General features: G+C 38.7%; 22 protein-coding genes. 10 read left to right on the plus strand and 12 right to left on the minus strand.

All coding sequences use genetic code 11. The annotated features are described in order from the left end of the window. Positions 1–40 precede the first annotated feature (40 nt). The 7 genes from ED557_01280 (at position 41) to ED557_01310 (ending at position 7,655) form a co-directional block, all read left to right on the plus strand. Positions 41–1,450, plus strand: a complete 1,410-nt coding sequence (locus ED557_01280; GenBank protein ID RNC85436.1) for a sodium-dependent transporter — start codon at positions 41–43, stop codon at positions 1,448–1,450. 76 nt (positions 1,451–1,526) lie between these two features. Continuing rightward, positions 1,527–2,096, plus strand: a complete 570-nt coding sequence (efp, locus tag ED557_01285) for an elongation factor P (GenBank protein RNC85437.1) — start codon at positions 1,527–1,529, stop codon at positions 2,094–2,096. 6 nt (positions 2,097–2,102) lie between these two features. Beyond that, the gene (locus tag ED557_01290; protein RNC85438.1) at positions 2,103–2,576 is read left to right on the plus strand and encodes an acetyl-CoA carboxylase biotin carboxyl carrier protein; all 474 of its coding nucleotides are present in this window, start codon (positions 2,103–2,105) and stop codon (positions 2,574–2,576) included. A gap of 9 nt (positions 2,577–2,585) precedes the next feature. Then, positions 2,586–3,938 carry an acetyl-CoA carboxylase biotin carboxylase subunit gene (gene accC / locus ED557_01295; GenBank protein RNC85439.1) on the plus strand — a complete coding sequence of 451 codons (1,353 nt, stop codon included), beginning with the start codon at positions 2,586–2,588 and terminating at the stop codon, positions 3,936–3,938. Then, entirely contained in the window at positions 3,938–4,318 is a 381-nt protein-coding gene (gene gcvH / locus ED557_01300) for a glycine cleavage system protein GcvH (GenBank protein ID RNC85440.1), read from the plus strand. The genes accC and gcvH overlap by 1 nt, the downstream gene beginning before the upstream one ends. A gap of 17 nt (positions 4,319–4,335) precedes the next feature. After that, on the plus strand, positions 4,336–5,883 hold the full coding sequence (locus ED557_01305) for a glutamine-hydrolyzing GMP synthase (GenBank protein ID RNC85441.1): 1,548 nt from the start codon (positions 4,336–4,338) through the stop codon (positions 5,881–5,883). A 56-nt stretch (positions 5,884–5,939) separates the two neighbouring features. Beyond that, positions 5,940–7,655: a hypothetical protein gene (locus ED557_01310; GenBank protein ID RNC85442.1), complete on the plus strand. Its 1,716-nt coding sequence runs from the start codon at positions 5,940–5,942 to the stop codon at positions 7,653–7,655. 297 nt (positions 7,656–7,952) lie between these two features. On the opposite strand, the gene mltG is transcribed toward ED557_01310, so the two are convergent. The 5 genes from mltG to ED557_01335 form a co-directional block, all read right to left on the minus strand. Then, positions 7,953–9,029 (minus strand): endolytic transglycosylase MltG, encoded by a 1,077-nt coding sequence (gene mltG, locus ED557_01315; GenBank protein ID RNC85443.1) that lies wholly within the window; start codon positions 9,027–9,029, stop codon positions 7,953–7,955. Positions 9,030–9,409: 380 nt separating this feature from the next. Further along, positions 9,410–10,786 carry a hypothetical protein gene (locus tag ED557_01320; GenBank protein ID RNC85444.1) on the minus strand — a complete coding sequence of 459 codons (1,377 nt, stop codon included), beginning with the start codon at positions 10,784–10,786 and terminating at the stop codon, positions 9,410–9,412. A gap of 57 nt (positions 10,787–10,843) precedes the next feature. After that, the gene (locus ED557_01325; GenBank protein RNC85445.1) at positions 10,844–11,146 is read right to left on the minus strand and encodes a superoxide dismutase; all 303 of its coding nucleotides are present in this window, start codon (positions 11,144–11,146) and stop codon (positions 10,844–10,846) included. A gap of 1 nt (position 11,147) precedes the next feature. Then, on the minus strand, positions 11,148–13,229 hold the full coding sequence (locus tag ED557_01330; protein ID RNC85446.1) for a hypothetical protein: 2,082 nt from the start codon (positions 13,227–13,229) through the stop codon (positions 11,148–11,150). Positions 13,230–13,240: 11 nt separating this feature from the next. Next, positions 13,241–13,792 carry an HD domain-containing protein gene (locus ED557_01335; GenBank protein RNC85447.1) on the minus strand — a complete coding sequence of 184 codons (552 nt, stop codon included), beginning with the start codon at positions 13,790–13,792 and terminating at the stop codon, positions 13,241–13,243. Positions 13,793–13,921: 129 nt separating this feature from the next. Here ED557_01335 and ED557_01340 point away from each other — a divergent pair, with 129 nt between their 5' ends. Genes ED557_01340 through ED557_01350 form a run of 3 tightly spaced genes read left to right on the plus strand, consistent with a single transcriptional unit; the run spans position 13,922 to position 15,732 of the window. Then, the gene (locus ED557_01340; protein ID RNC85448.1) at positions 13,922–14,305 is read left to right on the plus strand and encodes a hypothetical protein; all 384 of its coding nucleotides are present in this window, start codon (positions 13,922–13,924) and stop codon (positions 14,303–14,305) included. A 3-nt stretch (positions 14,306–14,308) separates the two neighbouring features. Then, a complete protein-coding gene (locus tag ED557_01345) occupies positions 14,309–14,854 on the plus strand; it encodes a YceI family protein (GenBank protein ID RNC85449.1) in 546 nt (181 codons plus the stop codon). Then, positions 14,851–15,732, plus strand: a complete 882-nt coding sequence (locus tag ED557_01350; GenBank protein ID RNC85450.1) for a hypothetical protein — start codon at positions 14,851–14,853, stop codon at positions 15,730–15,732. The genes ED557_01345 and ED557_01350 overlap by 4 nt, the downstream gene beginning before the upstream one ends. Positions 15,733–15,938: 206 nt before the next feature. Here ED557_01350 and ED557_01355 read toward each other — a convergent pair whose 3' ends face one another. The 7 genes from ED557_01355 to ED557_01385 are packed head-to-tail and all read right to left on the minus strand — an operon-like array spanning position 15,939 to position 26,525. After that, complete coding sequence (locus ED557_01355) at positions 15,939–16,259, minus strand: TM2 domain-containing protein (protein RNC86133.1); 321 nt, start codon at positions 16,257–16,259, stop codon at positions 15,939–15,941. 13 nt (positions 16,260–16,272) lie between these two features. Continuing rightward, on the minus strand, positions 16,273–16,581 hold the full coding sequence (locus tag ED557_01360; GenBank protein RNC86134.1) for a DUF2752 domain-containing protein: 309 nt from the start codon (positions 16,579–16,581) through the stop codon (positions 16,273–16,275). Further along, entirely contained in the window at positions 16,581–20,489 is a 3,909-nt protein-coding gene (locus ED557_01365; protein RNC85451.1) for a DUF2194 domain-containing protein, read from the minus strand. The genes ED557_01360 and ED557_01365 overlap by 1 nt, the downstream gene beginning before the upstream one ends. Next, on the minus strand, positions 20,473–22,539 hold the full coding sequence (locus ED557_01370; protein ID RNC85452.1) for a hypothetical protein: 2,067 nt from the start codon (positions 22,537–22,539) through the stop codon (positions 20,473–20,475). Before ED557_01370 ends, ED557_01365 begins: the two co-directional genes overlap by 17 nt. Next, a complete protein-coding gene (locus tag ED557_01375) occupies positions 22,539–23,408 on the minus strand; it encodes a hypothetical protein (protein ID RNC85453.1) in 870 nt (289 codons plus the stop codon). Before ED557_01375 ends, ED557_01370 begins: the two co-directional genes overlap by 1 nt. A 4-nt stretch (positions 23,409–23,412) precedes the next feature. Next, positions 23,413–24,987: an HD domain-containing protein gene (locus tag ED557_01380; GenBank protein RNC85454.1), complete on the minus strand. Its 1,575-nt coding sequence runs from the start codon at positions 24,985–24,987 to the stop codon at positions 23,413–23,415. A gap of 8 nt (positions 24,988–24,995) precedes the next feature. Then, positions 24,996–26,525, minus strand: coding sequence for a hypothetical protein (locus ED557_01385; protein ID RNC86135.1), 1,530 nt, complete (start codon positions 26,523–26,525; stop codon positions 24,996–24,998). Between the last annotated feature and the right edge of the window lie 27 nt (positions 26,526–26,552).

A 26,552-nucleotide genomic window follows, 5' to 3' on the forward strand; every position in this document is an offset into this window, starting at 1 on the left:
TTACCCCGATTAACCAACCACAAATTTAGGAGGAAATCTCTTGGCAGCACCATCATCTACAGAACGCGGATCCTGGAATTCGAAACTAGGATTTATTTTAGCAGCAGCGGGTTCTGCCGTTGGACTAGGTAACATCTGGGGGTTTCCTTACGAAGTTGGCGAAGGCGGAGGGGCTGCTTTCGTTGTTATTTATCTATTCTTTTGTTTTGTGCTATGCTACCCTGTTATGGTTACAGAGATAGCTATAGGTCGAAAAACACAGAAAAATCCTGTAGGAGCATTTAACGCTTTAGGGTTTAAAAAATGGAATATCGCTGGTAAGCTGGGCATTCTCAGTGGAGTATTAATCCTCTCCTTCTATAATGTAATCGCTGGCTGGGCTTTCGGATACATCTTTGAGATGATCGCAGGGAATTTTGGAATTGCCGATCAATTTGGGTCATATATCACACAAGTATTTAAAGTCGGAGCTTACGGCCTCATGTTTATGGTAGCCACTTCTTTTATTGTTTCCAGGGGTGTATCAGGAGGTATTGAACGTGTCGCAAAAATGCTGATGCCTACATTGGTTTTAATGATTGCTGGCCTGGCGATTTATTCGCTTACTCTTCCAAATGCAATGGCCGGGTTAAAGTTTTACCTCGTTCCTGACTTCAGTAAGCTCACTCCTTCCGTTATCTATAATGCTATGGGGCAGGCATTCTTTTCTCTTTCGCTAGGTATGGGAGCGTTAATTACCTATGGTAGCTATGTAAAAAAATCAGAGAATATTGTGAGTTCAGCAGCACTTATTACTCTTGCTGATGTTGGAATTGCTCTCCTGGCAGGTTTGATGATCTTCCCTCTTATTGGTTTTATGAGTGACGGAACCATGGAAGGTGCTGGCCGTGGCCCTGCCCTTATTTTCGTTACTCTTCCTCAGATTTTTGGAAGTATTGGAGGAACCCTTGGTATCATCACAGGAACCGGATTTTTTGTTCTTCTTTGTTTCGCTGCTCTTACCTCTACTGTTTCGCTACTCGAAGTACCCGTCTCATATGTTGTGGATGAAATGAAAGTAAAACGAACTAAAGCAGTTTGGTTGGTAGCTCTACTTATTTTCATCATTGGTATTCCTTCACTTGTTGGAAATGGATATTCGGAATTTTTCAGCTCGGCATTCACTACTTACAAAGCCGGAGGAACTGATACCGATTTCCTCTCCTTTGTGGCTGCATTAGCCAACGATACTTTCCTACCTCTTGGAGGCTGTTTGATTGCATTCTTTGCTGCACATGTATGGAAAAAGCATAATCTGGATGAAGAACTCGCTCAGGGTGCACCCAATTACAAAGGATCTTTTGTTCAAAAATTCCTCAACTTCGCCATTGGATATTTTGCTCCAATTGTATTGGCGGTAGTATTTATACTTACTGTATTGTTCAAATTTTTCGGAGTACAGATTCTATAATCTCAGGAAATATCTTACTTGTTATCGAAACAGTTGAGCAGTATTTTTGCTCAACTAAAAACGGAGACATTACTTAATGGCAAAAGTTTCTACATCAGATTTCAGAAATGGTCTGGTTCTGAATATGGACGGTGAATTATATTCAATTACTGAATTTCAACATGTTAAGCCGGGTAAAGGTCCCGCTTTCGTTCGTACCAAGTTAAAAGGCATTGTAAACGGAAAGAATATCGATAAAACCTGGCGATCAGGAGAAAATACAGAAGCTGTTCGGGTCGAGAACAGAAGCTATCAGTATCTATATAATGATGGTACTATGTATTATTTCATGAATAATGAAACCTATGAACAAATCCCTATCGCTCCAAATCAGGTAGAACGAAAAGACTTTTTAATAGAAGGACAAACCTGTAGCGTGCTATTTAATGCAGATGACGAACAGGTACTATTTGCTGAACCGCCTGATCACCTTATCCTTACTGTAGCGCAAACCGATCCGGGCGTAAAAGGTGATACTGCACAGGGAGGCTCAAAGCCAGCTACTCTTGACTCAGGTGCAGTTGTAAATGTCCCTTTATTTATATCAGAAGGTGAAAAAATTAAAGTAGATACCCGAATAGGAACCTACATTGAACGAGCTAAATAATAGATTATGGACTTAAAACAGATTAAAAAAATTCTGGACTTAATTGCTGAAAGTGAAGTAGATGAGGTTTCCATCGAAGAAGGCGATTTTAAGATTAAAGTGAAAAAGAAAGGTGCGGTTGAACATGTTACTTACACTCAAGCTGCGCCTGCTCAAATAGCCGCTCCTGCTACTCCAGCAGCACCAGCTCAACAAGCTCCTGCTACTGAATCTAGTCCGGCACCGGCACCAGCAGCTTCAGGAGAAACAGTAAAGTCACCTATCGTAGGTACCTACTATCAATCTCCTTCTCCTGATGCAGACCCATTTATTCAAGTTGGTGATAAAGTGGCTAAAGGTCAGACACTGTGTATCATTGAAGCGATGAAGATTATGAATGAAATTGAAGCAGAGTTTGGTGGTACCATTAAAGAGATTTTGGTATCCGACGCTACTCCGGTGGAATTTGATCAACCATTATTTATCATCGAAAAAAACTAATCGGCTTTCATGTTTAACAAGATCCTGATTGCCAACAGAGGTGAAATCGCCTTACGTATTATTCGAACATGCAAAGAGCTGGGTATAAAAACCGTTGCAGTTTATTCTACAGCCGATGCAGATAGTTTGCACGTAAAATTTGCTGACGAAGCGGTATGTATTGGCCCTCCTGCTGGTAAAGAGAGTTATCTCAAAATACCAAGTATTCTTGCAGCTGCTGAAATCACTAATGCCGAAGCTATCCATCCTGGCTACGGTTTTCTAGCTGAAAATGCAGAGTTTTCCCGCATTTGTGGAGAGCACGATATTAAATTTATCGGGCCATCACCTCATGCCATTAATTCAATGGGAGACAAAGCTGTAGCAAAAGCTACCATGATCAAAAATAAGGTTCCTGTTGTTCCCGGAAGCGATGGTACCGTAGATAGCTATGAGGATGCTGAAAAAGTATGTGCTGAAATTGGTTTCCCAGTGATCATCAAAGCCTCTGCAGGTGGTGGTGGCCGGGGTATGCGTGTAGTTATGGAAGCCTCTGAATTAAAAAAGAACTACGAAATGTGTCGTAGTGAAGCAGAGACGGCTTTCAATAACCCCGAAGTATATATCGAACGATTTGTATTGAATCCTCATCACGTTGAGATTCAAATTCTGGCTGATCAACATGGCAATGCCATTCATCTTGGTGAAAGGGATTGCTCATTGCAGAGACGTCACCAAAAGATTCTGGAAGAAGCTCCTTCCCCACTTGTTACCCTTGAACTAAGAGAAAGAATGGGGCTTGCAGCTGTTAACGCAGCTAAATCAGTGAATTATGAAGGTGCTGGTACTGTAGAATTTCTTGTAGATGACAACTTGAACTTCTATTTCATGGAGATGAATACCCGAATTCAGGTCGAGCATCCGGTTACTGAAGAAATTACAGGCTACGATCTAATCGAAGAGCAAATCCGAGTAGCTCTTGGCGAAAGCATCGCTGATTATAAAGTTGAATTAGAAGGACATTCTATTGAATGTAGAATCAATGCCGAAGACCCTGCGCATGGATTCCGTCCTTCTGCTGGTGAAATTACTGTATTCCATCCTCCAGGTGGACATGGAGTACGATTAGATACTCATGCTTATTCAGGATACCGTATCCCTCCTTTCTATGATTCAATGATCGCGAAATTGATTGTTACTGCTCCTACCAGAGAGTTGGCCATCAAAAAGATGAAGCGCGCACTTGAGGAATTCATTATAGAAGGCGTTAAAACAACTATCCCTTATCATATCCAGTTAATGGATGACCCAAATTTTAATAGCGGATCGGTAACCACTAAGTATTTAGAAACATCATTCAATTTTAAACCAGAGGAAAACTAATGAGCACACCATCTGATCTTAAATACACTAAAGAACACGAATGGGTAAAAGATAATGGTGACGGAACAGCAACAATAGGTATCACTGATTTCGCACAAGGTGAATTGGGAGATATCGTTTTCGTCGAGCTTGAAGAAGCTGGTTTTGAATTCTCTCAGGACGACACTTTCGGCACAGTAGAAGCTGTTAAAACTGTTTCTGATTTATATGCTCCGGTTGATGGTGAAGTATTGGAATTGAATGAAGCTTTGGAAGACAACCCAGAAATTGTAAACGATGATCCATATGGTGATGGATGGATGATCAAAATAAAAGTGACAGATCCTTCCCAACTTGAAGGACTACTTTCTGCTGACGAATACCAAGAAATAACTGCCTAATATTCTTATACATTTAAATGAGTCGACATAGCGAATGGATTTTAATCCTTGATTACGGTTCCCAATTTACCCAACTCATCGCTCGCCGGCTCCGTGAGTTTAATATTTACTGTGAAATTCACCCCTTCAATGTAGACTTAGAGCAAGTTTTAACTCCTAAACCCAAAGGAGTTGTCTTATCGGGAGGCCCAATGAGTGTGAACGATGAAGGCGCTCCTCATCTCCAAAGAGAAATTCTTGACTGGAATGTACCAATCCTTGGTGTTTGCTATGGTCTTCAACTTCTGGCACATACTGAAATTCCGGGCAGCGTAGATAAGGCTGACAAACGAGAATTTGGTAGAGCTCACCTTCAGATAGATGATCATTCTGACTTATTTAAAGATGTTCCGAATGATTCTGTGGTTTGGATGAGCCATGGAGATCATATTCATGAAATGCCTTCTTCATATGAAATCATCGGGCATACAGCGAATGCAAAGGTTGCCGCTGTGAGACATCTCAAAAACCATATATATGGGGTTCAATTTCATCCTGAAGTAGCTCATTCTGATTACGGAAAGCAGATCCTCAAAAACTTTGCCCTTGATATTTGTGGACTTAGTGGAGACTGGACAGCTGCGTCCTTTATTGATGAACAGATTGAAGCAATCCGGGAAAAAGTAGGTAACGACAAGGTATTATGTGCACTTTCCGGTGGCGTTGATTCAACCGTTGTCGCTACGCTAATTCACAAAGCTATCGGAGATCAGCTTCAATGTGTTTTTGTAGATAATGGTCTTCTTAGAAAGGATGAATTCGAAGAAGTGCTTCATCTTTATACCAGAGATTTACACTTACCTGTTAAGGGTGTGGATGCTTCCGATCTGTTTTTGAAGCGATTAGATGGTGTGTCTGATCCGGAGAAGAAAAGGAAAATCATTGGAAATACATTCATTGATGTCTTTGAGGAAGAAATCGGAGAAAATTCAGGCTTCAAATACCTTGCTCAGGGAACACTTTATCCGGATGTGATTGAGAGTGTTTCATTCAAAGGCCCTTCAGCCACCATCAAATCGCACCATAACGTGGGCGGGCTTCCTGAGCACATGAAGCTGGATTTAATAGAACCTGTACGCGAGTTATTCAAAGACGAAGTAAGGGTTGTAGGAAGAGAGCTTGGAATCCCTGATCACTTTATCAGCCGACACCCTTTCCCTGGTCCCGGACTAGGGATAAGAGTTCTTGGAGAATTAAATAAAGAAAAACTTGATCTGCTTCGGGAAGCTGACAAGATTTTTATCGAAGAACTCAAGGCAAAGAATTTATACAACGAAACCTGGCAAGCTTTGGTAGTGTTGCTACCCGTGCAAAGCGTGGGAGTTATGGGCGATGAACGAACTTATGAATTTACCGTAGCGTTACGAGCTGTAACAAGCCTTGATGGAATGACTGCGGATTGGGCACATCTGCCTTACGACTTCCTTGCCCATGTTTCGAATCGAATCATAAATGAAATTAAGGGTATTAACCGGGTAGTTTACGATATCAGCTCCAAACCTCCCGCCACCATTGAATGGGAATAGTGAGAACTTTTTCTATTTGGTAAAGTTAGAGAAGCTGTAATTCTTTATTTTTGTACATGAGAAAAATCCTCGCACCTATTTTTTTTGCTCTTCTTTTCGTTGGAAGCCTGTCCAGTCAGACTTTGGAAAACGGACTTAACCTGTACGAACAGGGCGATTACGAAAGGGCTATTCGAATCCTTTCCCAATCAGATGATCCGGAAGCCAGCCTTTTTATTGGTAAAAGCTATTTTGCTCTTAATAACTACATCAAAGCCATACAGAACCTGAATCAAGTCCCCCCTGGTAATATCGATGTGTTTCTAGAAGCCAACTACACAAAAGCTCTAGCTCATTTTAAGTTGGATGATTTTGCCAATGCACTGGACCTATTAAAGTTTCTTTCCGATAATCGACCCTCGACTTCTACAACAAGGGCTTCGCTAGTACTTTATGACCAAATTCTTGGCTATTTAACTGTGAAACAACGGAGAGAAGTATTCACAAGAAGTACAGATGATCGTGTGCGGATGGATGTACTTGAAAGCATGATAAATAAGGTACCCTATAACTCTGCAGTTGCTTTTCTGAGACTTTTCGAGAGATCGGCTAGTGACATTGACCCTCTTCGTTTAAGCAGGATACAAACCATGCTTAGTGATTCGGTAAGCTATACACAGCGATATAATCCAAATCAGGTTATTCAGTCTCCTAATGGAATCTCGTATAATATCGGTGTTGCTCTTCCTGAATTTGAATTCGAAGCTAATGAATATGAAATTCCTCAACATCTATATTTTGGAATCCAGCTTGCAGTAGAAGAATTTAACAGCACAAATGTCGATCAAAAGGCATTTATCAATTACAGAAATACTAATACTTCCAGCCCGGAAGATATCATCAATGACCTTGTTTGGAATGAAGATGTAGATGTTATAATAGGCCCTCTATTCTCGAATGTTGCTAAAGATTTTTCAAATCTGGCAGAAGAATATGAGGTTCCACTTCTGCTCCCATTAGCCAATGCGGACAGTCTTGATCTGTATAACAATTTTGTTTTTCAACTTAATCCTGCATTCTCTACTCAAGGTAAGGTGATGGCTGAATACGCCGTAAATCAATTAGGATATGATACCCTGGGAGTAATTGCTGAAAAGGGATCGCTTGGAGCACCTGCAGCCCGGTCATTTATGAGGCATGCAGAACGAAACGGAGGCTTTGTCCAATATTATTTTGTAGAGGACCTCGAAGAATTTGGATATGACATTCGGGATTATACCCAGTTCTTTACCACTGATACTCTAGACAGTGTAGATATGGTTAAAGCAGTTTATGCACCTTTTACAGGAACTATAGCTTCTACTCTTATCGAGAGTATGCTTACTGATTTAGAAGCAATGAGGAGTACAATTGCAATTCTGGGCTCAGAAGAATGGGCTACAGTTAATCTTGAGGATAGACGCTTACCTGATACAGAGCTTTACTTCACAGAGTCATTCAATGTGGATACTTCAGGTACCGCGTCTAGTTTATTCGCTTCAAATTTTAGATTACGCTTTAATACACAGCCCAATCAATTCGCCTATATAGGTTATGATGCAGCTAATGTTATCCTTGAAACATTGCTAAGGGTCAAAAATCCTGCATATCTAAGAGACGCCTTAAAGGACGTAAATGGGTATGAAGGACTTAGTACACGGGTTAGCTTTAAAAAGACCCATGTGAATCATGAGATTAGGGTCAAAAGAATGCCCAGGGACTCAGACTTGATTGAAGAAGATGAAGAGTTTTAAAAATTAGTCTGAGTTAGGTCATCCCGAACTCGTTTCGGGATCTTTGTGAGGATTGATTACTTGAAATGTGCCAAGAACTATGGAGAAGAAGGTTTTTCATGAATGCCTTCGCAAATCATTGTTACGCCAAAGGATAACTATCTTTAAAGGTTAATATAGATTTAGTTCAAATAATATTACCCATGATTAAAGGATTCGTGGGAAACGTAATAGGTTAGCCATTCCGTAAGACCCCGAAACAAGTTCGGGATGACTTCTTTATTACTAAAAACTACTTACCGCATCCTAATCAAATATTTATCGCTCAGAACTAGAATTTTCAGCATCTCTTGCCCTTTTAATCCGGTACTGTTCTCTTAGCCATCTTCTCCACTTCGCACTCTCTACCTGATGCTCTTCAAAGGTTTCGGTAAAAATATGGCCACCCTCCGGATTAGCAACCATATAGATATAGTTATGTTCTTCAGGAAATAGCGTCGCTTTTATTGTTGAAAGACTAGGGTTTGTTACCGGCCCCGGAGGAAGCCCTCTATTGAGATAAGTATTGAAAGGGTGTTCGAATTCGTAATCCTCAAAGAGTAGCCTCCTTCGCTCTCCAATTGCAAAATTCACAGTTGGATCGGCTTGTAAACGCATCCTTTGATTCAAACGGTTCCAGTATAACCCACTAATTACAGCCTTCTCCTCTTCCAGATTAGCCTCCCATTCCACAATAGATGCCATAGTTAAAACATCCTGAATAGAATACCCTAATGCATCGGTTGAATCCGAATATACATCAATAACTGTGGACTCAAATTCTCTCAAAACTCTTCGTACTAGCTCCTTAGGTGTACTTGTCCAATAGATTCGATATGTCTCCGGAAGCATCCTTCCAAATAGTTCTTCAGTGGTTAGTCCGAGTTCATCCAAAAAAAGAGAGTCTTGAAATATGTCCAGCATGTCTTCTTCATTTATCGATACCTGATTAGAAACTGACAAGGCAAAACGTTCTTTCGTGATACCGGGCAGAATTACAACCGGTACCGGATCCTGGATTCCACGAGACAGCTTTGAGAGAAATACCTCATAAGAGTAGTATCCGTTGATTTCATAATTACCGCGCTGGAATGTACGCCATCCAAGAATGCGGGAAGCCCATCTCAATTCCTGCTGATCGTAATCTACATTTAAGGAGTCTAACGATTCAATGAGTCCTTCAAGGTTCGTTCGTTGATCGACTTTCAGATAGGTAGTATCCTCAAAAAGTAAGGCGTTTTCCGATGTCAATCGAAGCTGTCGTGAAGCAATGGTTGCCAATACAACGATTAGGAAAAAGCTAATCGTAACGAGTAGGTCATTTTTTTGTAATGAAAATGTAGCACTGAAATTCATTTTTTAAGATATCAATTATCTAAAAAAATGAATAATCGTCATAATAGCCAGATTTGTAAAAAAGAATAAGACGTGCGAAACAAAGAAAGTATGAAAGCGTAACCCGCCTCCGAAGAGCAAACGAGCTTTTGGATGCTGCGAAGCACCAAATGCCCTAAAGAAAAAACCCGAACTTTGACCGGTTCGGGTTTCTTTTTTTAAGACAAAAAAGACTTTGACAAGAGTTTGATATAAGTTTAATTGTCATTTCGCATCCTCCAACTGGGGGTGAGAAATCTAAAAATTACTGTAAAAGCTATTCTTAGATTTCTAAGTCGCTCGCTCCTTCGAAATAACAAGCAAAAATTTAGGCTCAGTATTTATTTTCTCGAATCACTTTTTTAGAAAGTAGGATTCAATCGAATCCAAACTGCGGTAAGACCGCCTGAATCAGACAGAGGTTTTGCAAATTCAAGCCTAAACATATCTCCTCCTACTCCAAAACCTACATTGTGAGTAAACTCCGAAACTGCAAAATTTTCGAAGCCAATGGTTGGATCTGATTCAGTTATGAGTCGATTATTAAATTCAGCCCATCCTGAATCCATAAAGAGAGAGACATAAAAACCATCTAGCTCAAAGAATCCAAAATCAAGATCAGAAGTGCGGCCAAAAACCAGTTCTGCATTACTAAGTACCATCGTATTGCCCTGAATATCTTTATAATCAGTTGCTCTCATTGTTCCTATCCCCCCCAGAGCGAATTGTTTGAAAGCAGGAGCTTCGCCGGTAATTGCTCCTCCCATCAATCTCCATTTCAAAAAAGTAGATCTGTCTAAACGAAATATGGTATTAGATTGGGCTATGAATTTATTGAATTCAAAGTCGTTATTATTTCCGTCGTAGTTACCGATCTCTCCACGAAAAACTAAGCTGGTTGTGAAGTTTCTCGAATATTGATAAAGCCTGGGATTAATATTTAAGCTTAATCCTATACTTTGGTGAAATATCTCATCCGCACTTGGATCAATAGCCGGATTAAGTCGTTCAATATTTCCATCTCCATAAATGTTATAACCCGTAATTGCATCTACTGAATTAAATGTATCTGTGTTGTAACTCACACCTAGATAGGTAAAATCGAAGGCACGGATAGAACCATAAAAACTATATCCCTCAGCTTTATAATAGTCATGAAAATCATATCCCAAGACTAAACTTGAAATAGTATTTTCTGTAAGCCCGGTTCTCCAACTATCTTCAGTAGTTACGATATTATGGATGTCAGCTCCAAGCACGACCTTACGACCAATTGGCTTTTCTAATCCTAATTGATATTGCCATTCTTCTCTACCAATTGAATAACCACCAAGAGCCTGAACTTCGAAACCATAAATGTCAGTAAAATTGTGGGTGAAATCTTCAAACTCGGTATCTACTCCAATAAAAAGGCTGTTAACTCGATTATAGTGAATAGCCTGAACCGAAGGTGAAAAGCCATAGATTGCTGGATTCGGGCCTATATTAGAAAAGAAATCAAATTCGTTGTCCACACCTTCATCATGGTAATAACGGTAACGTGTGTGATAACTTCTTCTGTTTTGATTTCTCTTCTTCTTGTAATCATATGTTAACCGGCAATTGCAATGCCAGTCCCAATCCCAATCACTAGAGTAAATAAGTTTCATCCCTTCTTTATTTGCCCTCCTTTCCTGGGCTGAAGAAATAGTGATTAAAAAAATACTTAGAAGAGCCGGAAGTAAAATTTTTTTCATCATGATGGTAGCTATAAAGTTGAGTCTCAACAACGCTTACACTGATAAAAAAAGGAAAGGTTACAAAGTTTTATTTCTGGCAAAAAGGCGTTCAAAACCATGATATGGCTTTAGTGGAATTAACTCAAAACTTATCAATCCTTTTTCAACTAGTGGCAATGTTGCCAAATATTTTTCTGCATCAGCAAGATCCTTGCATTCAAGAATTAAAACTGCTTCCGGCTTATCATCCCGAAAGTACATTTCACGAATAATCCCCTCTCTATACAATTTCCAGCCCTGTAAAGCTTCTGCTCTCAAATGAGGCACAAAATCTCTTTTATCAAGACCTGGTGTTTCTCTTTCAATGGCAATGATCCGCATTTCACTTGGCTTTTAAAATGACAATGGTAACATCATCTTCCTGATTCACTTTTCCTTTCCAATGGTCCCTCAAAGCAATTAGCTCTTTAAGAATAGATTCAGAAGATTGTGACGAAATCTCTGATAGCCTTTGCTTAATCCTATCCATCCCTAACTGTTCTCTTTTGCGATTGAATAACTCCATTAATCCATCGCTAAACAGAACAAAAACATCTCCAGTCTCCAGTTCTACATCCAACGATTTGTAAGGAAAATCAATACTACTTCCCAATGGCATGGCTTTTAAAAGTACTTCCGAGATAGAATTATTCTGCTTTGAGTATAACAAAGCAGGTGGCATACCAGCAGATGTAAATTCAATACTTCTTTCTCTGCACCGAAGTAACGTCATCCCCATATACATCATCCTTACATTCATGTTTTTAATACCGGATGACATCTTCCTGATCAAATCAATATTACCATTTTCATTTACTAATGAATGAAAATAGCTTTTAGCTGTAGCTACCATAATGCCAGCTTTCATTCCATGCCCAGTGGCATCACCTAAAGCTATGGTAAGCTCTCCACTTTTTGATAAACTGAAATCATAATAATCTCCTCCTACTTCCTGGGAAGGCTCCATAAAAGCTGTTATTTCCCAAAACTCCGTCTCAGGAATTTCGGTTGGGAGCATAGATACCTGAAGCGCCCTAGCCTCCTCTAACTCAGCAGTTTTACGTTCATTCTCCCTCTCTAAAAACTTCTGCTCTATCTCTTTTGCTTTACTTCTTCGTTCCTGTTCTACTGACCTTTCTGAAAGGTGCTTTACTTCAAGATATTTGTATTCCAATCGGATTTGAGCCTTTGCAAAATCGCGAACCAAATATGTAGATAGGGAAATCATGAAAAATACAGAAGGAAACAGGTGCTGGATTAAGTAGAACTTTTCAGTGATTAAATCATTCATGGAAACCAGGCTGATTAGAACCCAAGCAAAGAAAAGGATGGTGCCCCACAATGGAATACTCACCTGCTCTTTTTTACCCATTTGAACCTTAATAAGACTTCGCAAAAACTCAATTAATACAAGTGTGGAAAATCCTGAGTATAAGATTGGAAATTCATATTCAGTAAATAACTTACCGGCAATAAGTAAAATCCCAAGTAGCAGAAAGATGATTAGCTGCTTTGGAGTTGTATTTTTGTGAAAGGAATATCCGAACTTCAACAAGCCTATATGAGCGATTAGCCAGCTTAGATACAACCCTTTTTGAAGTGAAAGAATAAAGTCTGGAGAAGTTGAAAAAGAGCCTGCATTCCAAATCACTGAAAATACCGCTACAGAAGATACAGTGATTACGAAGTAGAGGTTTTTCTCTCCGGCAGGATAAAAAATCAAGAATAAAAAATGGACTAGAGTGATTGCAATGAGAACCCCAATCAGAGACACAGTTACCCAATAGTGATTACCTGCCAACTCAGTTATTTCGTTTACATCATACCTACTAATCGATAATAAAAAGCCTGGCTTGAGCCCATATTTTAAATAGTTAGCAGCTTCATGATTGCTATATCTTACAGATAAGAAATGAACGCCAGCTGTATCAAACTCAAAAACTACGTAAGGAGTCTTACTTGAGGCAACATGATCTTCTTTTTGCCTTGAAAAACTTCCTTCCTGAATAAGAAGTTTTTCATTTAAGTATATCTGAGAGGCACCATTATGAGTTTTAAGAGAGAGTTTAAGTTGCTGCCCTATTAAGGTTGAGTCAACTTCTATTTGTACTTTGAACCACCCATATCCATTCCAGTCCAATGCATCTACATGTTGTTCATCCAATAACGTAGATACTTCTTCCCAACCCGAGAAATCAAAATTAGTATCAATCCAGCTGAAATTATCATCTGATATAGCCTTCCATCCTCTTATTAATTCTAATTCCCCAATTTGATTGAGTGTAAGATTTGTAAGTCGGGTCTGGGCTTGGGTAGCTCCTGTATGACTAGCTGTAATTGCTACCAACACAGATAGAGCTAATAAAGATGATATTTTTAAAAAAACCTTTTTCAACACTTGAATATAAAGCACCAATAATACCAACCAAATATCATTTAGTTACTATTAGCTTTAGAAAATATCTGAATTAAAAACTGAATATGTTCATTCAGTTCCTTTCCAATCAACTTAGCACCTTTTGTAATATCCTCGCGGGGTACATTAGCAGCAAAATTCAAGGTTTTTAATTTTTTGGTCACCGATTTTACTTTCATTCCATCGAAGCTGGTTGGTCTCATTAATGAGACGGCGTGCATGAAACCGGAAAGCTCATCACATGCAAATAAATATCGCTCTATCTCACTTTCAGGTTGCTTACCAGTTCTTTCTGGTGCATGAGCTTTTATTGCCTCAAGAACAGCTTGAGGATATTCAAATTCCGGAAGAATCTCATTAATCGCTTTGTTGGGGTGTTCATCAGGAAATTTTTCCCAGTCGAGATCATGAAGTAAACCGGCTGCCCACCATTCTTCTACTTCTTTAGGGTCTTTTTGAAGACTTAATGCATAAGCTTCCATTGCCTGAGCTACCATCTTCGAATGATGTCTTAGACTTTCCCCGTCAATGTATTTTTCAAGTAATTCTGAACTGAATTGTCTTGATCTCATATAAAATTTTTGTTGGTTACTTTTTGATTAGTTAAAATAAAGTATTGCTTAAAGGGCGTTAGAATTAGTATAAAAAAACACTCTTATATTTTTTTGGAGAATAATAAATAGACAAATGAAGTATCAACTATGAAAAAAGTATTTTTACCTCTTCTCTTTTTGTTTTTTGGGCTCACAAATTGCATAAATAATGTAGAAGATAATACAGGAGAAGAACAATCAGGTATTAGTTATGCGCAGGATGTACAACCAATCTTTAATGATAGATGTGTAGTTTGCCACGGAGCCAGCGGAGGAGTAAATCTTTCTACCTATGCAGCTTTAGATAACAGCGTAGGCAATTTATATGGAACAGATGTACTTGTTCCGGGAAATGCTGAAGCAAGTGGCTTATATGATAAGCTACTACCTACCCCTCGACTTGGAACAAGAATGCCTCAAGGTGGAGCTTTGTCAGGAGATGAAATCGAAACTATCCGCGCCTGGATTAATGAAGGCGCCCTAAATAATTAAGTCATGAAAAGAGTCATAATTACGTTCTTAGCAGGAATTCTGATTTCGCTGAATATCAGTGCTCAATCTTATTATACAGAAGAAGGAAAAGCTGTTTTCAAATCCAAAGTGCCCCTTCATAATTTTACTGGTACTTCTGAAAATTTAGTCGGTATGATTAAGATGGAAGATATGTCTGTTGATTTTTACCTGGACTTGGAAACACTCGATACTGGAAATGGAAAGAGAGATAAGGATATGAAACTTACCCTGGAAACAGATAAGCATCCTTTTGGTGAATTCTTTGGAAACATTACTACTGATTTTGATCCTGAGTCATCTGAGGAACAAGATGTAAGTGTAGTCGGGAATTTTACTATCCATGGAATTACCCAGGAGGTTGAAATTGATGGCTCTTTGACGGTCACAGATGATGGATTACTTGTAAAAGCGGCGTGGATCCTTAACCTTGAGGATTACGAAATCAAGCCTCCAAAACTACTCTTTGTTAAAGTAGATGAAAATCAGGAAATAGAAATTGAAGCATTACTTAAACCAACTGACGAATGATTGTAAAAAAAGTAAGTCTATCACTCCTACTAATACTATTCGTTGGCATTGAGTTAACGAACGCTCAAATGCAACGTACCCGAGCCGTTAAAGATGGGCCTGTAGATGAACTCTTTTTGATTGGGTCAGTAGCGGGCACAAGTACAGTAACTAATTTGGAGGCCAATAATCTCAATAGCCTGATCATGCACAATTTCGGGCTTATAAGTAGTGGAATTGAAGACTTTTATGGACTAGACCAGGGCGCTGCTGTTCGTTTGGGAATAGATTACGGTATCACTGATAAACTATCTGTGGGTATTGGAAGAACAAGTATTGAGGACAATGTTGACTTACGTTTTAAGTACACCCTGATGCGGCAGCTTAAGTCGGACAAAGTTCCTGTTGAAGTAGCTATCAAAGGAGATGTGGGAATTAACACTCAAAAGAACAGAATCTTTGATGATTTCACACTCCAGGAACGACTGAACTATTTCGCATCGGTTATGGTAGCCCGACAATTCAATGATACATTCACCTTACAGATTGCTCCTATGGTTTCTCATTTTAATACCGTTGTAATTGAAACGGTAGGTCAGCCTCAACCAGAACATACTCATTATGCCCTGGGATTTGCGGGTAGGCTGAAGCTTGGGGTAAGAAACTCCCTAACTTTTGAGTATATCCCTGTTCTTGGAGATCGGACTGAAGGAACTGAAAATCATATGGCCATTGGCTATGAAATTGAAACCGGAGGGCACGTATTCCAAATGTTCCTAATGTCGGGACAATGGTTTACTGAGCAACACTTGATAGCCAGAAATACCACCGACTTTTTTGCTGGTGATTTTCGGCTTGGATTCAATGTGAACAGGGTGTTCAGTCTCGGAAAAAAATAATTAACGCGAATTCGGGATAGGAAACTTTATAAAAGTACTTAAGTAGCTTTTTAAGTCATTCCTGCGCATGCAGGAATCTAAATCTAGCTTTTAAAAGTAGAACCTTGGTTCTAATCTAATTCCAGATTCCGGTTTTTGCAGCGGAATGACCCTCTTTAATATTTAACTCTCATTCCTATCCCGAATTCACGTTAATCAGATAATCCTTATAGCAAGGATTTGATTTCCTGAGCTACTCCACGGTTATGTTGGAATGCTAGATCTTTGTGATTTACTAAATCAACAATAGTTCCAATCATACATAGCCCTGCGGTGAGAAAATAGAGAATGCCCATACCAATCTGATTAGTCAAAAATCGGTGTATACCAGCAAAACCTAATAAGCCAAGCAGACAAGTAATAAGTATCATTTGAGGATCTTTCCGGCGAGCTCGATATGCGTTCACAAATTTTCTTATTTCATCTTCCTTCATGTCGCTAAAAAGCTTGTTAAGGTAAAGCCCCTCATCTCCTTGAGCTTCAGGCATATAAAGCATTACTTCAGACATAGTTTTTCTCCTTTAAATCCATTGTAGTTTGTTGATATAAGTTCTTCCAAATAAACAAAATTCTGCAGATGAGCCCAACTACGACAAAAGGTCCTACAAGATGCGCTTCAAAAGATTTAATCAATTCACCTCTTGCAAAAAATGCTATCGAATGCCCTAACCCTTCTCCCGGGCAAAAAGGCAATCCTATATGTTCTAGTAAACACCAGGTCGTGCCTTGTTCATAAGGGTTCATACTTGCCATCAATATCAAGCCAATAAGGAAAACCATCCATTCGCTATGTTTATTGACAAGCCTCATCATTGTGCTGATTTTTTATTTAAATAATAAGAGAGAGTAAAAAATAATCGATTTGAACGATAAATTTTACTCGAAGATATTTCAGATCCGATCGTTAATTTCCAAAAACTATTAAACTTTTGATCGTATTGGATTCTTCCTGATCCAAAAACCCCTTCTTTAATTTCATGTTTCGCCATGAGTTCTAATTCCAGTCTTTTGAGAAAGTCGAATGTATCCGGATCTCGATATCGTAAATCAAAACCTAAACCTTGTTCAAAATATCGATCGGGGGTGAAGTACGGAACCCCGGTAACAAAGTTATCACTTGCATCAGCCCAGTATAATAAGGCAATAGGTCTGATTCTTATTTGGTTTATAGACGACTGAAAATGAACTCTACCAGTAGTCTCATATTCGAACACTGAATTCGTATAGTAATAGGTAACAGCTGATAAAGAGGTAGCCCACTTTTGATCAGCTCCCCATGTATCTTCTCTATACCCTTGCAAGCCAAATCGGTTATAGTTATTTGCGATGGATGCCTCAGTTAACTCCGGAACAAAACTAAGTGTTAGTGAAGTAAAAGCATTGTTTTTGAATGTACTTATTGTGGAACTGGATTCGAATAACACGTTCTCTGAACCAAAAAATAATCCTCCTCCAATCTTGAATTCTCCGGATCCATCCATAATACTTTTAGAGAACTCATATCCGGGACCTACAAAGTTTAACGGAACAGTATTTAACACACTCTCAATGAATAAATCTTCAATCTTAACGGTATGTGTTGAAGTGAGTCTATTACCTAATTGAGTTGATAGCCCGAACCTGCCAAAGTTATTGTCGAAATTATCACTTCTATACTCGCCAAATGCAGAAACTTTAGGGCCTTCATTCCATCTTAGCTCAGTCTTAAGTCTTTGATGTTCATGCTTATTAAAGAAAGCAGGATACTCATCATATAGCTGCTTCCTCTGTTCATAACTTAAAAATGAGATCTCATTACTCATGAGTGTATGTGCCTCTGTCGAACCATTTGGATCCTTCTCAAATACAGGATACATCACATCTTTGCCCTCATCTGTAAACCCAGCGTAATAGAGTTGAGTCCCAATTTTCACACGAAGACTGTCATCCTCAGGATTATCATCCAGGAGTAACATCGCCTTTTCAGTATAGGCAGAGTAAAGCTTTTGTTGTAAAAGCAAATCCAATTTCTCCTCCTCATTGAAGTTGTCTGCTTTATCAGCCCAGTACATGGCCATTGGATAATTACCGAGGTCATAAGCATATATGAGTGCAAAATTTCTCGCAAATTGCTCCAACTGAGGATGTTTAGAACTAGGAAAGCTTTCCAGTAATTGTATGGTACTGTCGGAAGATTCAAAGTAAAAAGACCGCTGAAGAGTAAAAGCATACAAAGAATCACTTTCAGGGTATAAACCAATCAAGCGTTTAAGCTCTTGTTTTTGGATGGGCCAATTTTCCTGGCTTTCAATAAAGCGAACATACCTCATGGACAATACTTCATCATTGGGGTTAAGCTCCCTTTCTCGAAGCAGCCAGCGCAGATTAAATGTCTGGTTATAGATACCTAATTCTTCAACAGCAAAATTTTTAACGTCAATAACCTCCTGAGATTCATACCTCAACCATAATCGCTCCAGAAAATTTTCAGCTTCATTATCTAATTCGTCCCAACCATAATATGTAAACAATCTATCAATATCGTTTTGAACCCAGGTAGAAGTCGCAAGCATCCTTCGTTCCAAAATCAGAATAGCTCTTCGTACATCGCTAAATTCAATACTTAATTTGATAAGTTCTTCCTGATTCTTAAAGTCTTCAGGGTTGTTTTGATAAGCCTTGATAGCATCGTTCAACCGTGTATCTACCCATGAAACTTCCTCACCTGGTGCGAGGGATATTAAGTTACCAAATTCATCAGTGAACTCGGTTTGATACCTCCTGCTCCTCATAATTACATCATTAAGTTGGGCGGATATAAATTGAGGATCGTAGTACTGTTCAGGATCATAATTCGGTACAACCAAAGAATCCAAATAAGATTCAAACTGATATAAACTACCTTCCCAAAGTGGCGCCCTTTGATATTCAATAGATTGATTTTCCAAACTCTCCTCAAACTCAAAACTATTTTCTTCACTTACATAACTATACCAGTAATCACCAGCTTCCAACTCAGATCTCTTTTGATATCCAGGGGTTGTAAATGGAATGAGAACCCTTTCTGATTGAGTAACATCATGAAACACGAAACTGTTATGCCAGTCTTCTGTAATCGCTCCTGCATCCTTTGCTGATAAGTATCTTAGTCCTTTATAACGCTCATTAGTCCAAAGCATTCGTTCCCTGAATACATGATATAAGCCATACTTGTATACAGGATGGGATTTCCAACCTAAGCCTAAAGGGTTACGGCTTATAAACTCATCTTCTTCTCTTTGCTGCACCTGAAATACATCATCCGGGTGAATGAAATGAGTCCATATACCTGTAAGTAGCTGCATGCTTTGTTGCTGAAAGAGAGAATTTTCCTCCATTGAAAAGCCACTGGTTATTCTTGGATAATTGAAGATTCTATCATCAGGTGAATAGGGTTCATAATCAAATTCTCGTCCACCTCCTGATTCAATATCTCCTAAATAGAGAGATGATAGGTACCTAATAGAAGGCATCCCTTTCATGAGTGCAGAAACACCAACCGAGTCAATGAAATTTGTAGGAGGCACATAGGAAATAGGAAGTGGCCCCATCCTATCAATACGCCACCGCTTTCGAGCAGCATTAACAGAAGCGGCCATAAAATTCACATTATCCCAATCTATCAACCAAAGTGAAAAATGATTATAGCCATGAAATGCTAACTCATGTCTTGTATTTAGTATATCTCTAGCCACCCGTATACTCGCATCTACTTCTCTACCATCTACAACTGTTTTACCTGAAGTCCACTCTTCAAAATCAAAAGGCGGGGTTACATTTGCGTTATAATTGAATGCGGTCATCGCAGAATAGGTCACATTGAAAGTATCTGCCAATGCCTTCATATCCGGCCACCAGATATTGAGTACAAAATTGGAATGTGTTACATCATATTCTGTATCTATAGGAGGAAGCTTTTCATTATATAATGGTGCTGGAAAATCATCTAAGAATATGGTACTTACATTTGCAACACTATATGGCACTCCATCCAGACTTCTCAGAATGGTGGAAAATATTAACCCGCGATAAAGCTTTTCCCAAAGTAACGTACTGTTAATCGTAACTACTTCACCAGCTCCAATTTCATTTAACAAAACCAGAGGATATTCAGGATTATTACCTGCTCCGGCCAAGACTTTTACCCTTTTAATAAACTGATCTTTTTCTAACCCCCTGTGAGGCAACTCTGCTCTAAAAAAGTACTTTTTCCCGGTATGCACTGGAAAAGCATCTTCAAAAAAATAAACTCCTTTAGCTAAAGAATCTGTTGAATAATCAGCAAAAGGAACTATTCCTTGAAGGAATGCGAACTTATCGTAAGCTAGTGGCCCAAGAAAAACAAGTTGATTGCCCCGAGCTACATATCTGGTTAGATATTCAATTTCCTGGTCCGAAAGTTGGCTAAGCAATTCAGTAGTAACCACAATTGATCTGACTGAAGGCTTTATACTAAATCCCTCTGTTAATAAGCCTAAATCAATAGACTCGACAGGTAACTTCGCATACTGCATCGCAATAGTAACCTGATCGGAAATAACTCCGCTTAGAGAATCCTGCCTATGTTTTACCACTAGTACAAGAGGATCCTGTTGCAACAATTTAGAAGAATCAACTGGGAATTGTTCTTCAAACTGGCAGCTCACAAACAAAAAACAAACAATTCCTAAAAAAGCTATGAGGTTAGTCTTCCGAATCACTTCCCTCCTCTTCTTCAAATGGTTTTAGAGGCTCGTCTTCAGGGTAAATATTTCTCAGAACAGCGCTTATCCTGGATTCCTTTTCACGGTTTATGATTTCATAAATAATTGCATCATCACTTTCATAATACACTTGGATATTCCTTCCTTCTAAATCTTCAAACACTTCAATCCACTGCTGCATATCACTCATTGTATTTTGAGGATTGAATAAAATACCTTGCTGTATTCCTGTATAAGGAGGTTTCTCTAGAAATAGAAAAATACTTGCTGGAGGTACATCTCTTTGATCACGCTGTGCTCTTGGTACCGTGAGGTACTGTTGATATAGGGAATCTATTACTCCATAGTTATCCAAAAAGAACTCATAGTTCATAAAGAAATGACGATTCTGGGCCAACCTCCGATCCAATTCCGGACTTACTGTTGCATAGCTATAGGGTACTCTTTCATTAACTATACGGTAATAAGCTTCAAAAAAACCATTTGGGAGTGTTGCAGGTAATGCCCTGCTTATTAGAACACCTTGTTGTAGGACAATCAATGTAATTATAAAGGCTATCGAGGATCCTACATTCATTACCCAGTATGCCTTTTGCTTCTCCTTTAATATAAACTTGTATAATCTTGTGATATTCAGAAATACTAAACCGAAAAAGATGGAGATGAGTAACGCGTAGAATAAATTCAGTTGATCAGGATCAACCAATACGTAGGAAAAAGGGAAATAAGGAGTGTAGATATAACTAACAAGCACGAACAAAATCAGAAAAACCAGTTCTTGTTTCTGTTCTATTGCCTTCAGCCTTAAAAGTACCAGGTTGACTAAAAAAAGAATCAATCCTCCCAAGAAGTAATACATGCTCAGCTCATCAATATACATTACCAGATTGGGGAAATAACTGAAGATAAGCGTGTCGAAAAGCTCTCGTTGGAAGAAATCCTGTAATGGAATCCTGTTGATTGTGCTTACTAGTATATATGGAAATAGTGCTAGCATGCTACTTGATATGAGATAAAGCAGAGACCAACCCAATCTTTTTTTCAATGATTTTAAGGGCAGGGTAAGTAATCCTAGTAACAGAATCGGGATGAGCACCATAACAAAAACAAATACATTTGTTAAAGCGGTAGCAAAAATACCCATGCAGATATAAAACCATATCATATTCTCCCCTTGCCTCATTAGTCGAAGGAAGAAAACTACGGTAGGAATTGCAAAACATAAGGCCAGTGAGATAGAATTGGCTTCCACTTCCAAATCAAGGATGATGGGTGACAGATACATGGGTACAAAAGCATAGATACTCATGCCTAACAGAGCAGCTACAGGGTTTTCCCTGCTTGTGATCACATTAATCATCCAAAAAATAATAAGTGCCAGAAAAAAACTTGTTAGCGCGCCTAAAATATGCAATATCAGTTCTGGAGATACCTGAGTAAGTGTGCTAAATACATGTACCAGTACATGCATACCTTTTGGTTCCGGTATGACATCAAAATATTGCTGTAGTGAGAGAGCTTTAACCGAGCTGAGTTCAAAATACCATGTACGACTAAGGGGAGCTGAATTTTGAAGCGCTGGTATTATCCTTACTCCCGCTGCAAAAAATGCAATCAGAAAAGCAGCGAATTGAGGTGCTGATTCTTTTAGCGAGTAGCTGGGTAGCTTTGCTCGTCCTCGAAATCGATCCCAAATGGATATACTACTTTCAATTAACCGAACATGCTGAGCAATAATTTTGGTTTCAATCGAGATGAAAACCTCTGAGGAAGTCATTCCTTTTTGTTTCTCTCGCACGAAATAAACCAATAAGGGAATAACTAACAGGAAAACGAGTAGGCTAATAAAATCATAAAGGTTTAGAGCTGTTAGAATCAGAACAACAACCAATATCAATCCACCAAGACCAATCCATGAATACATTAGCCGATCAATACCTGTTTTCGACTCAACTTTGGGAAGAAAAAGCGGAGCCAGCACTCCAAAGAGTAAATAGAAACATACTATGATTCGAAAAACTGCAAATATGCCTTGAAAGAAATACATCAGTTCATACCTGGGTTTAACATAGCTCTACTGGAATACACTGGAAGTGTACTTAGCTCAATATTGCTAATGAAATATGGCATACCTAAGGTATCAAGGCGCGATTGTACTTTATTTATTGCTGCTGCTTCAATTGCAAAGTCCAGAACCAAAAAAGGTAAATCGAACCTTGTTGAATAAGATCGCAATAGACTTAGTCTCTCATGATAGCTGATATCATCTTTCACAAAGTACTCTCCTTGTTCAAAATTATACCCTGATGCAATGTCTTCCATCAGTACTCCATCAATATACTCTGATGTGTCTTCCAACAGAAAAAGCCCTGCATTCTGGACCAATAGTAAATCTGGATTTCGTTTTCTAATCTCACGAATCATTTCCACCATATAAGAAGCCAGACTTGAACGACTTGTGTAAGGAGATACAGAGTCGATAGTGTCCATAAAAATCCCATCTACTCCTTTTTTTGTCAGTTCGGGTAGAACCTGATCAATTAGAATCGATCTTGTAAGAGAGTCTTCGAGGTTTAAAAAAGAACTTCCCCAGTTTTTGTTTTTCCCTAAAAACCCACCCTCCATCAGTTTTGGATAATACCAACGATTCGTATCTACTTCACCAAGGGAAATATAGGCAAGCACTTTTGTCCCTTTAGATTTCATCTGTGCTATTTCTGCTTTGGAATAAAAATCCGACTCGATTATAACCATCGAATAACCTTCAACCTGCTCAGGAGTAATTTTAGCGTAAGAAACTCCAAAGGCAGAAAAAGGACTCCTATTTTCACTATGGGTTACTTCTATCGAAGATTTGCAGGAAACTAAGGTGACTAAAGAAATCAACATAAGCTTAAACACTAAAATCCAGCTCATAGGATTAGTCTACTCCTAGTTGGATACACATCTCCCATCCCATCATTTTAACCAACTCAAGTACAGTTGGCACAATAACCATATCAAAGTGTAAATCGGCCCTTTCGATAATATTTTGGGATAGTAGATCAATCCACTCTTCAGGCGTTTTAGAAGTATCGTCTTTATTCGATTCAATGAACTCAACGATGTATTCAAATACAGCGATAATTTTACCTGTCCATGATATTTCTGAAGCTTCCAATCCCTGAGGGCTTCCTTCACCATTTACCCATTCCTGATGAGTGAGAACTCCTTGTTTAACATCATCATGAATTGGAAGCTGATCTATTAATTTATAGCCCGTTAATGGATGACTAAGTTCTGAACCTATAGAAGCTTCGGATTCAACACTCAGAGAACCTACATATCCAATATCATGCAGCTTGGCAGTGAGCTTAAGAATTTCTGTTTCTGAATCATCCAGGCCAAAAATCATAGCAAAACGTTCTGCAAAAGCTATAACTCTAGGAGTATGATGCTTTGTTGTTTCCCTTTGTAACTCAATTGAGCGAAGCATCTGGTAATAAGTATCCAACAAATGATTAGAGAACTCAGCGTTCTCATCTCGATAGTTGAATAATTGAGCTAATTGCTTAGCTACTGATGTAAATGATTCTTCATTTTTTTGGGGCTCTTTTAATAAAATTAACCCGGAAGAATCATCCTCTTCGAAATGAATTGAAGTAATAGCTCCTAATTTATCTAAACTAATACTTGTGATTTTACCGGTCTTTTCTCCCTTTACCGCTAGCTCATTTTCACTCAGTAAGGTACCGATGATATCATCATCCAGATTCTCTGAATAAATTACATCTATGGTACCCCTTGAAGTTTCTACAACTGCTCCGCCACTGCTTTCACAATAGCTTATGAGATATCTTAATAATAATCGAGATAAAGCCTCTGTATTCAGGGCACCGCTTCCTAACTCGGAGATGATTTCTCCCATCTTATTTTTATAGTCATCCTTCTGGCCTTCTTCCTCTTTCTCAATATTGCTCAACCAAATTGACAGTAACCGACCCACAATTGAAATTCGAGGTACAATAACCTCCGGGCATCTGGTATTTGGACCAATTATATACAAGCCCCATACATTGCTATCTTCATCATACAGTGGGATGTGCTCACAATTACCTACTGAGTTTGAAGAAATTCCATGTTCGTTAAGTTCAGGATACCACTTTTTCTTTTGCTGTAAATTCTGTACCTGTTGCTCAAAACTGCTTACTGCTTCTTTCTCGTTTTCATTAAGATCGCTCTTTGATTCTTTACCTATCAGGTTTTCCAGATTGACAAATCTTTTGAACAGGAATAATTCATCACCTTTCTTCCGGTATACAATATGGACCGGAGCTTTGTAGAGAATATCCATCCATCGAACAATATCTCTAAAGGATGGTGGCTTAGCCCTGGACATATGCTCTGCTGAATGAGACCAAAACTTTAATTCATCTTCAACACTAAACTCCTGAAGTGAAAATGCCTTTCCAATTCTACTGCCTACCAGGTTTAAATATGACTTAACATCTTTCATTGATACCCTTAATATGCTGAGTAATAATAATAATCCAAATGCTTAAAAAACCGTCTCGCTAGTAACAAAGTAATCAACGCGAAAGTTACCGCCCCTGCCAACATTCCAACCGTTGCGTATTCCATACCATACCATCTGCTACAAACAAAGCCAACTACAAAATTTATCAAAAGAGCTATAAGGATTGGGTACACTACAAATGACGCCCTATTTAGCGTAAAGAAAAACAGAGAATTGAGTAATCCATATACCAGGAAAACGTACCCTATACTCCCCATCCAGAATACTTTAAAGGTAATTGGGTTAGCGAAGAAATCCCTGATTTCAGGTATCTGTTGTTCAAATACTCTGAGACTGAGAATTCCATAGTAGGTTGCAAATACCGATGCACTGCATATTATGAATAGCAGTAACAGTTGACGCAGGTAAAAACTTCGGAAGTACTTATTGAATATCCTGAAATTATTAAGTGAAATATTTTTTTGAGCGGGTATTAAGTGCTTTGAAAAAGCATGAATGCTGTATTCTAGGGTGGCTATTGTAATAACGAAGCTTATCAGAGCCCAGTCCATCCCTAATTCATATGGAGTATTGAACCAAATTAGGTAAGGCGGTGGCGGTGGCCCCGCTGACCAGGCCAGAAGCCTATCCATAAATAGAAACAAGAAATAACAAAATCCATATACAAAGTAACGGTAGTTGTTATAGTAGCTTACTTCCTGATTAGGTAATGTTTGTTTTAATAATTCCTGTCGAAGCTCTCTGATTTTAATGCGATAGTATAAAAATGAATACCCACCCATTATGAGGGTAGCAAAAATTATCCCAATCCACTGTGTTACATAAACTCCTAATGAAGTTATCTCCATTAACCCAATTACTAAAAAGGTTGAAACCGTTATTGAAAACAAAATCATAAACCTCAATTCTGTTGCAAAAAGTACCGCTGCAGTCAATAGTAGCATAGAAATCAGAACTAGATAGACTACTGACAGAAGAAGCATGCTTGCCGGGTAAAATGGAAAAGCAGCATTCAGTAATATCAGTATAAGCGCGCATAGCAAAACAAACGGAACTCCAAATCTTAACACCTTTACAATTGCTTGGGCTGCTAAATAATAGTTTTCCTCTCCTTTATATTTCGAAACAAGTCGCCCGATTACCTGGATAAAACCGCCGGTAATTATAAATGAAGCAATTGTACCAAAAGCAATCACAGTTGCCTGAGCTTCATTAAACCTAAGCCACGCCCATAATGCATATTCAAAGATCAGAATTGCAGCAATCTGGATCAGCATAGGCATCGATAAAACTAAACCTGCTGAATAATGTTTACCAAAAAGCCCAATTGACTCAAAAAAACCTACTCTATGCTTTTTCTTTTTGAATTCTTTACCTGAATTAGCAATCTGGTTTTGTATTTGTTCGTACACATACTCTGCCAGCTCAAAAACACTTGGATATCCATAATCCGTTTGGGCATCTATATCCCGAATCCCAAGAGACTCAATTGTAGCAGCAACCGCCCAACTACTCATAGGAATGTCTACTATTTCACGAACCTG

It is taken from the genome of Balneola sp. (assembly GCA_003712055.1).
In the GTDB taxonomy this organism is placed as follows: domain Bacteria; phylum Bacteroidota; class Rhodothermia; order Balneolales; family Balneolaceae; genus RHLJ01.

Coding starts and splice junctions, on each gene's coding strand:
- gcvH (RNC85440.1), top strand. CDS start 3,938: ATGAGCACACCATCTGATCTTAAATACACTAAAGAACACGAATGGGTA.
- accC (RNC85439.1), top strand. CDS start 2,586: ATGTTTAACAAGATCCTGATTGCCAACAGAGGTGAAATCGCCTTACGT.
- mltG (RNC85443.1), bottom strand. CDS start 9,029: ATGAATTTCAGTGCTACATTTTCATTACAAAAAAATGACCTACTCGTT.
- efp (RNC85437.1), top strand. CDS start 1,527: ATGGCAAAAGTTTCTACATCAGATTTCAGAAATGGTCTGGTTCTGAAT.
- ED557_01310 (RNC85442.1), top strand. CDS start 5,940: ATGAGAAAAATCCTCGCACCTATTTTTTTTGCTCTTCTTTTCGTTGGA.
- ED557_01385 (RNC86135.1), bottom strand. CDS start 26,525: ATGAGTAGTTGGGCGGTTGCTGCTACAATTGAGTCTCTTGGGATTCGG.
- ED557_01380 (RNC85454.1), bottom strand. CDS start 24,987: ATGAAAGATGTTAAGTCATATTTAAACCTGGTAGGCAGTAGAATTGGA.
- ED557_01290 (RNC85438.1), top strand. CDS start 2,103: ATGGACTTAAAACAGATTAAAAAAATTCTGGACTTAATTGCTGAAAGT.
- ED557_01350 (RNC85450.1), top strand. CDS start 14,851: ATGATTGTAAAAAAAGTAAGTCTATCACTCCTACTAATACTATTCGTT.
- ED557_01375 (RNC85453.1), bottom strand. CDS start 23,408: ATGAGCTGGATTTTAGTGTTTAAGCTTATGTTGATTTCTTTAGTCACC.
- ED557_01305 (RNC85441.1), top strand. CDS start 4,336: ATGAGTCGACATAGCGAATGGATTTTAATCCTTGATTACGGTTCCCAA.
- ED557_01355 (RNC86133.1), bottom strand. CDS start 16,259: ATGCCTGAAGCTCAAGGAGATGAGGGGCTTTACCTTAACAAGCTTTTT.
- ED557_01360 (RNC86134.1), bottom strand. CDS start 16,581: ATGAGGCTTGTCAATAAACATAGCGAATGGATGGTTTTCCTTATTGGC.
- ED557_01340 (RNC85448.1), top strand. CDS start 13,922: ATGAAAAAAGTATTTTTACCTCTTCTCTTTTTGTTTTTTGGGCTCACA.
- ED557_01335 (RNC85447.1), bottom strand. CDS start 13,792: ATGAGATCAAGACAATTCAGTTCAGAATTACTTGAAAAATACATTGAC.
- ED557_01370 (RNC85452.1), bottom strand. CDS start 22,539: ATGTATTTCTTTCAAGGCATATTTGCAGTTTTTCGAATCATAGTATGT.
- ED557_01325 (RNC85445.1), bottom strand. CDS start 11,146: ATGCGGATCATTGCCATTGAAAGAGAAACACCAGGTCTTGATAAAAGA.
- ED557_01345 (RNC85449.1), top strand. CDS start 14,309: ATGAAAAGAGTCATAATTACGTTCTTAGCAGGAATTCTGATTTCGCTG.
- ED557_01320 (RNC85444.1), bottom strand. CDS start 10,786: ATGATGAAAAAAATTTTACTTCCGGCTCTTCTAAGTATTTTTTTAATC.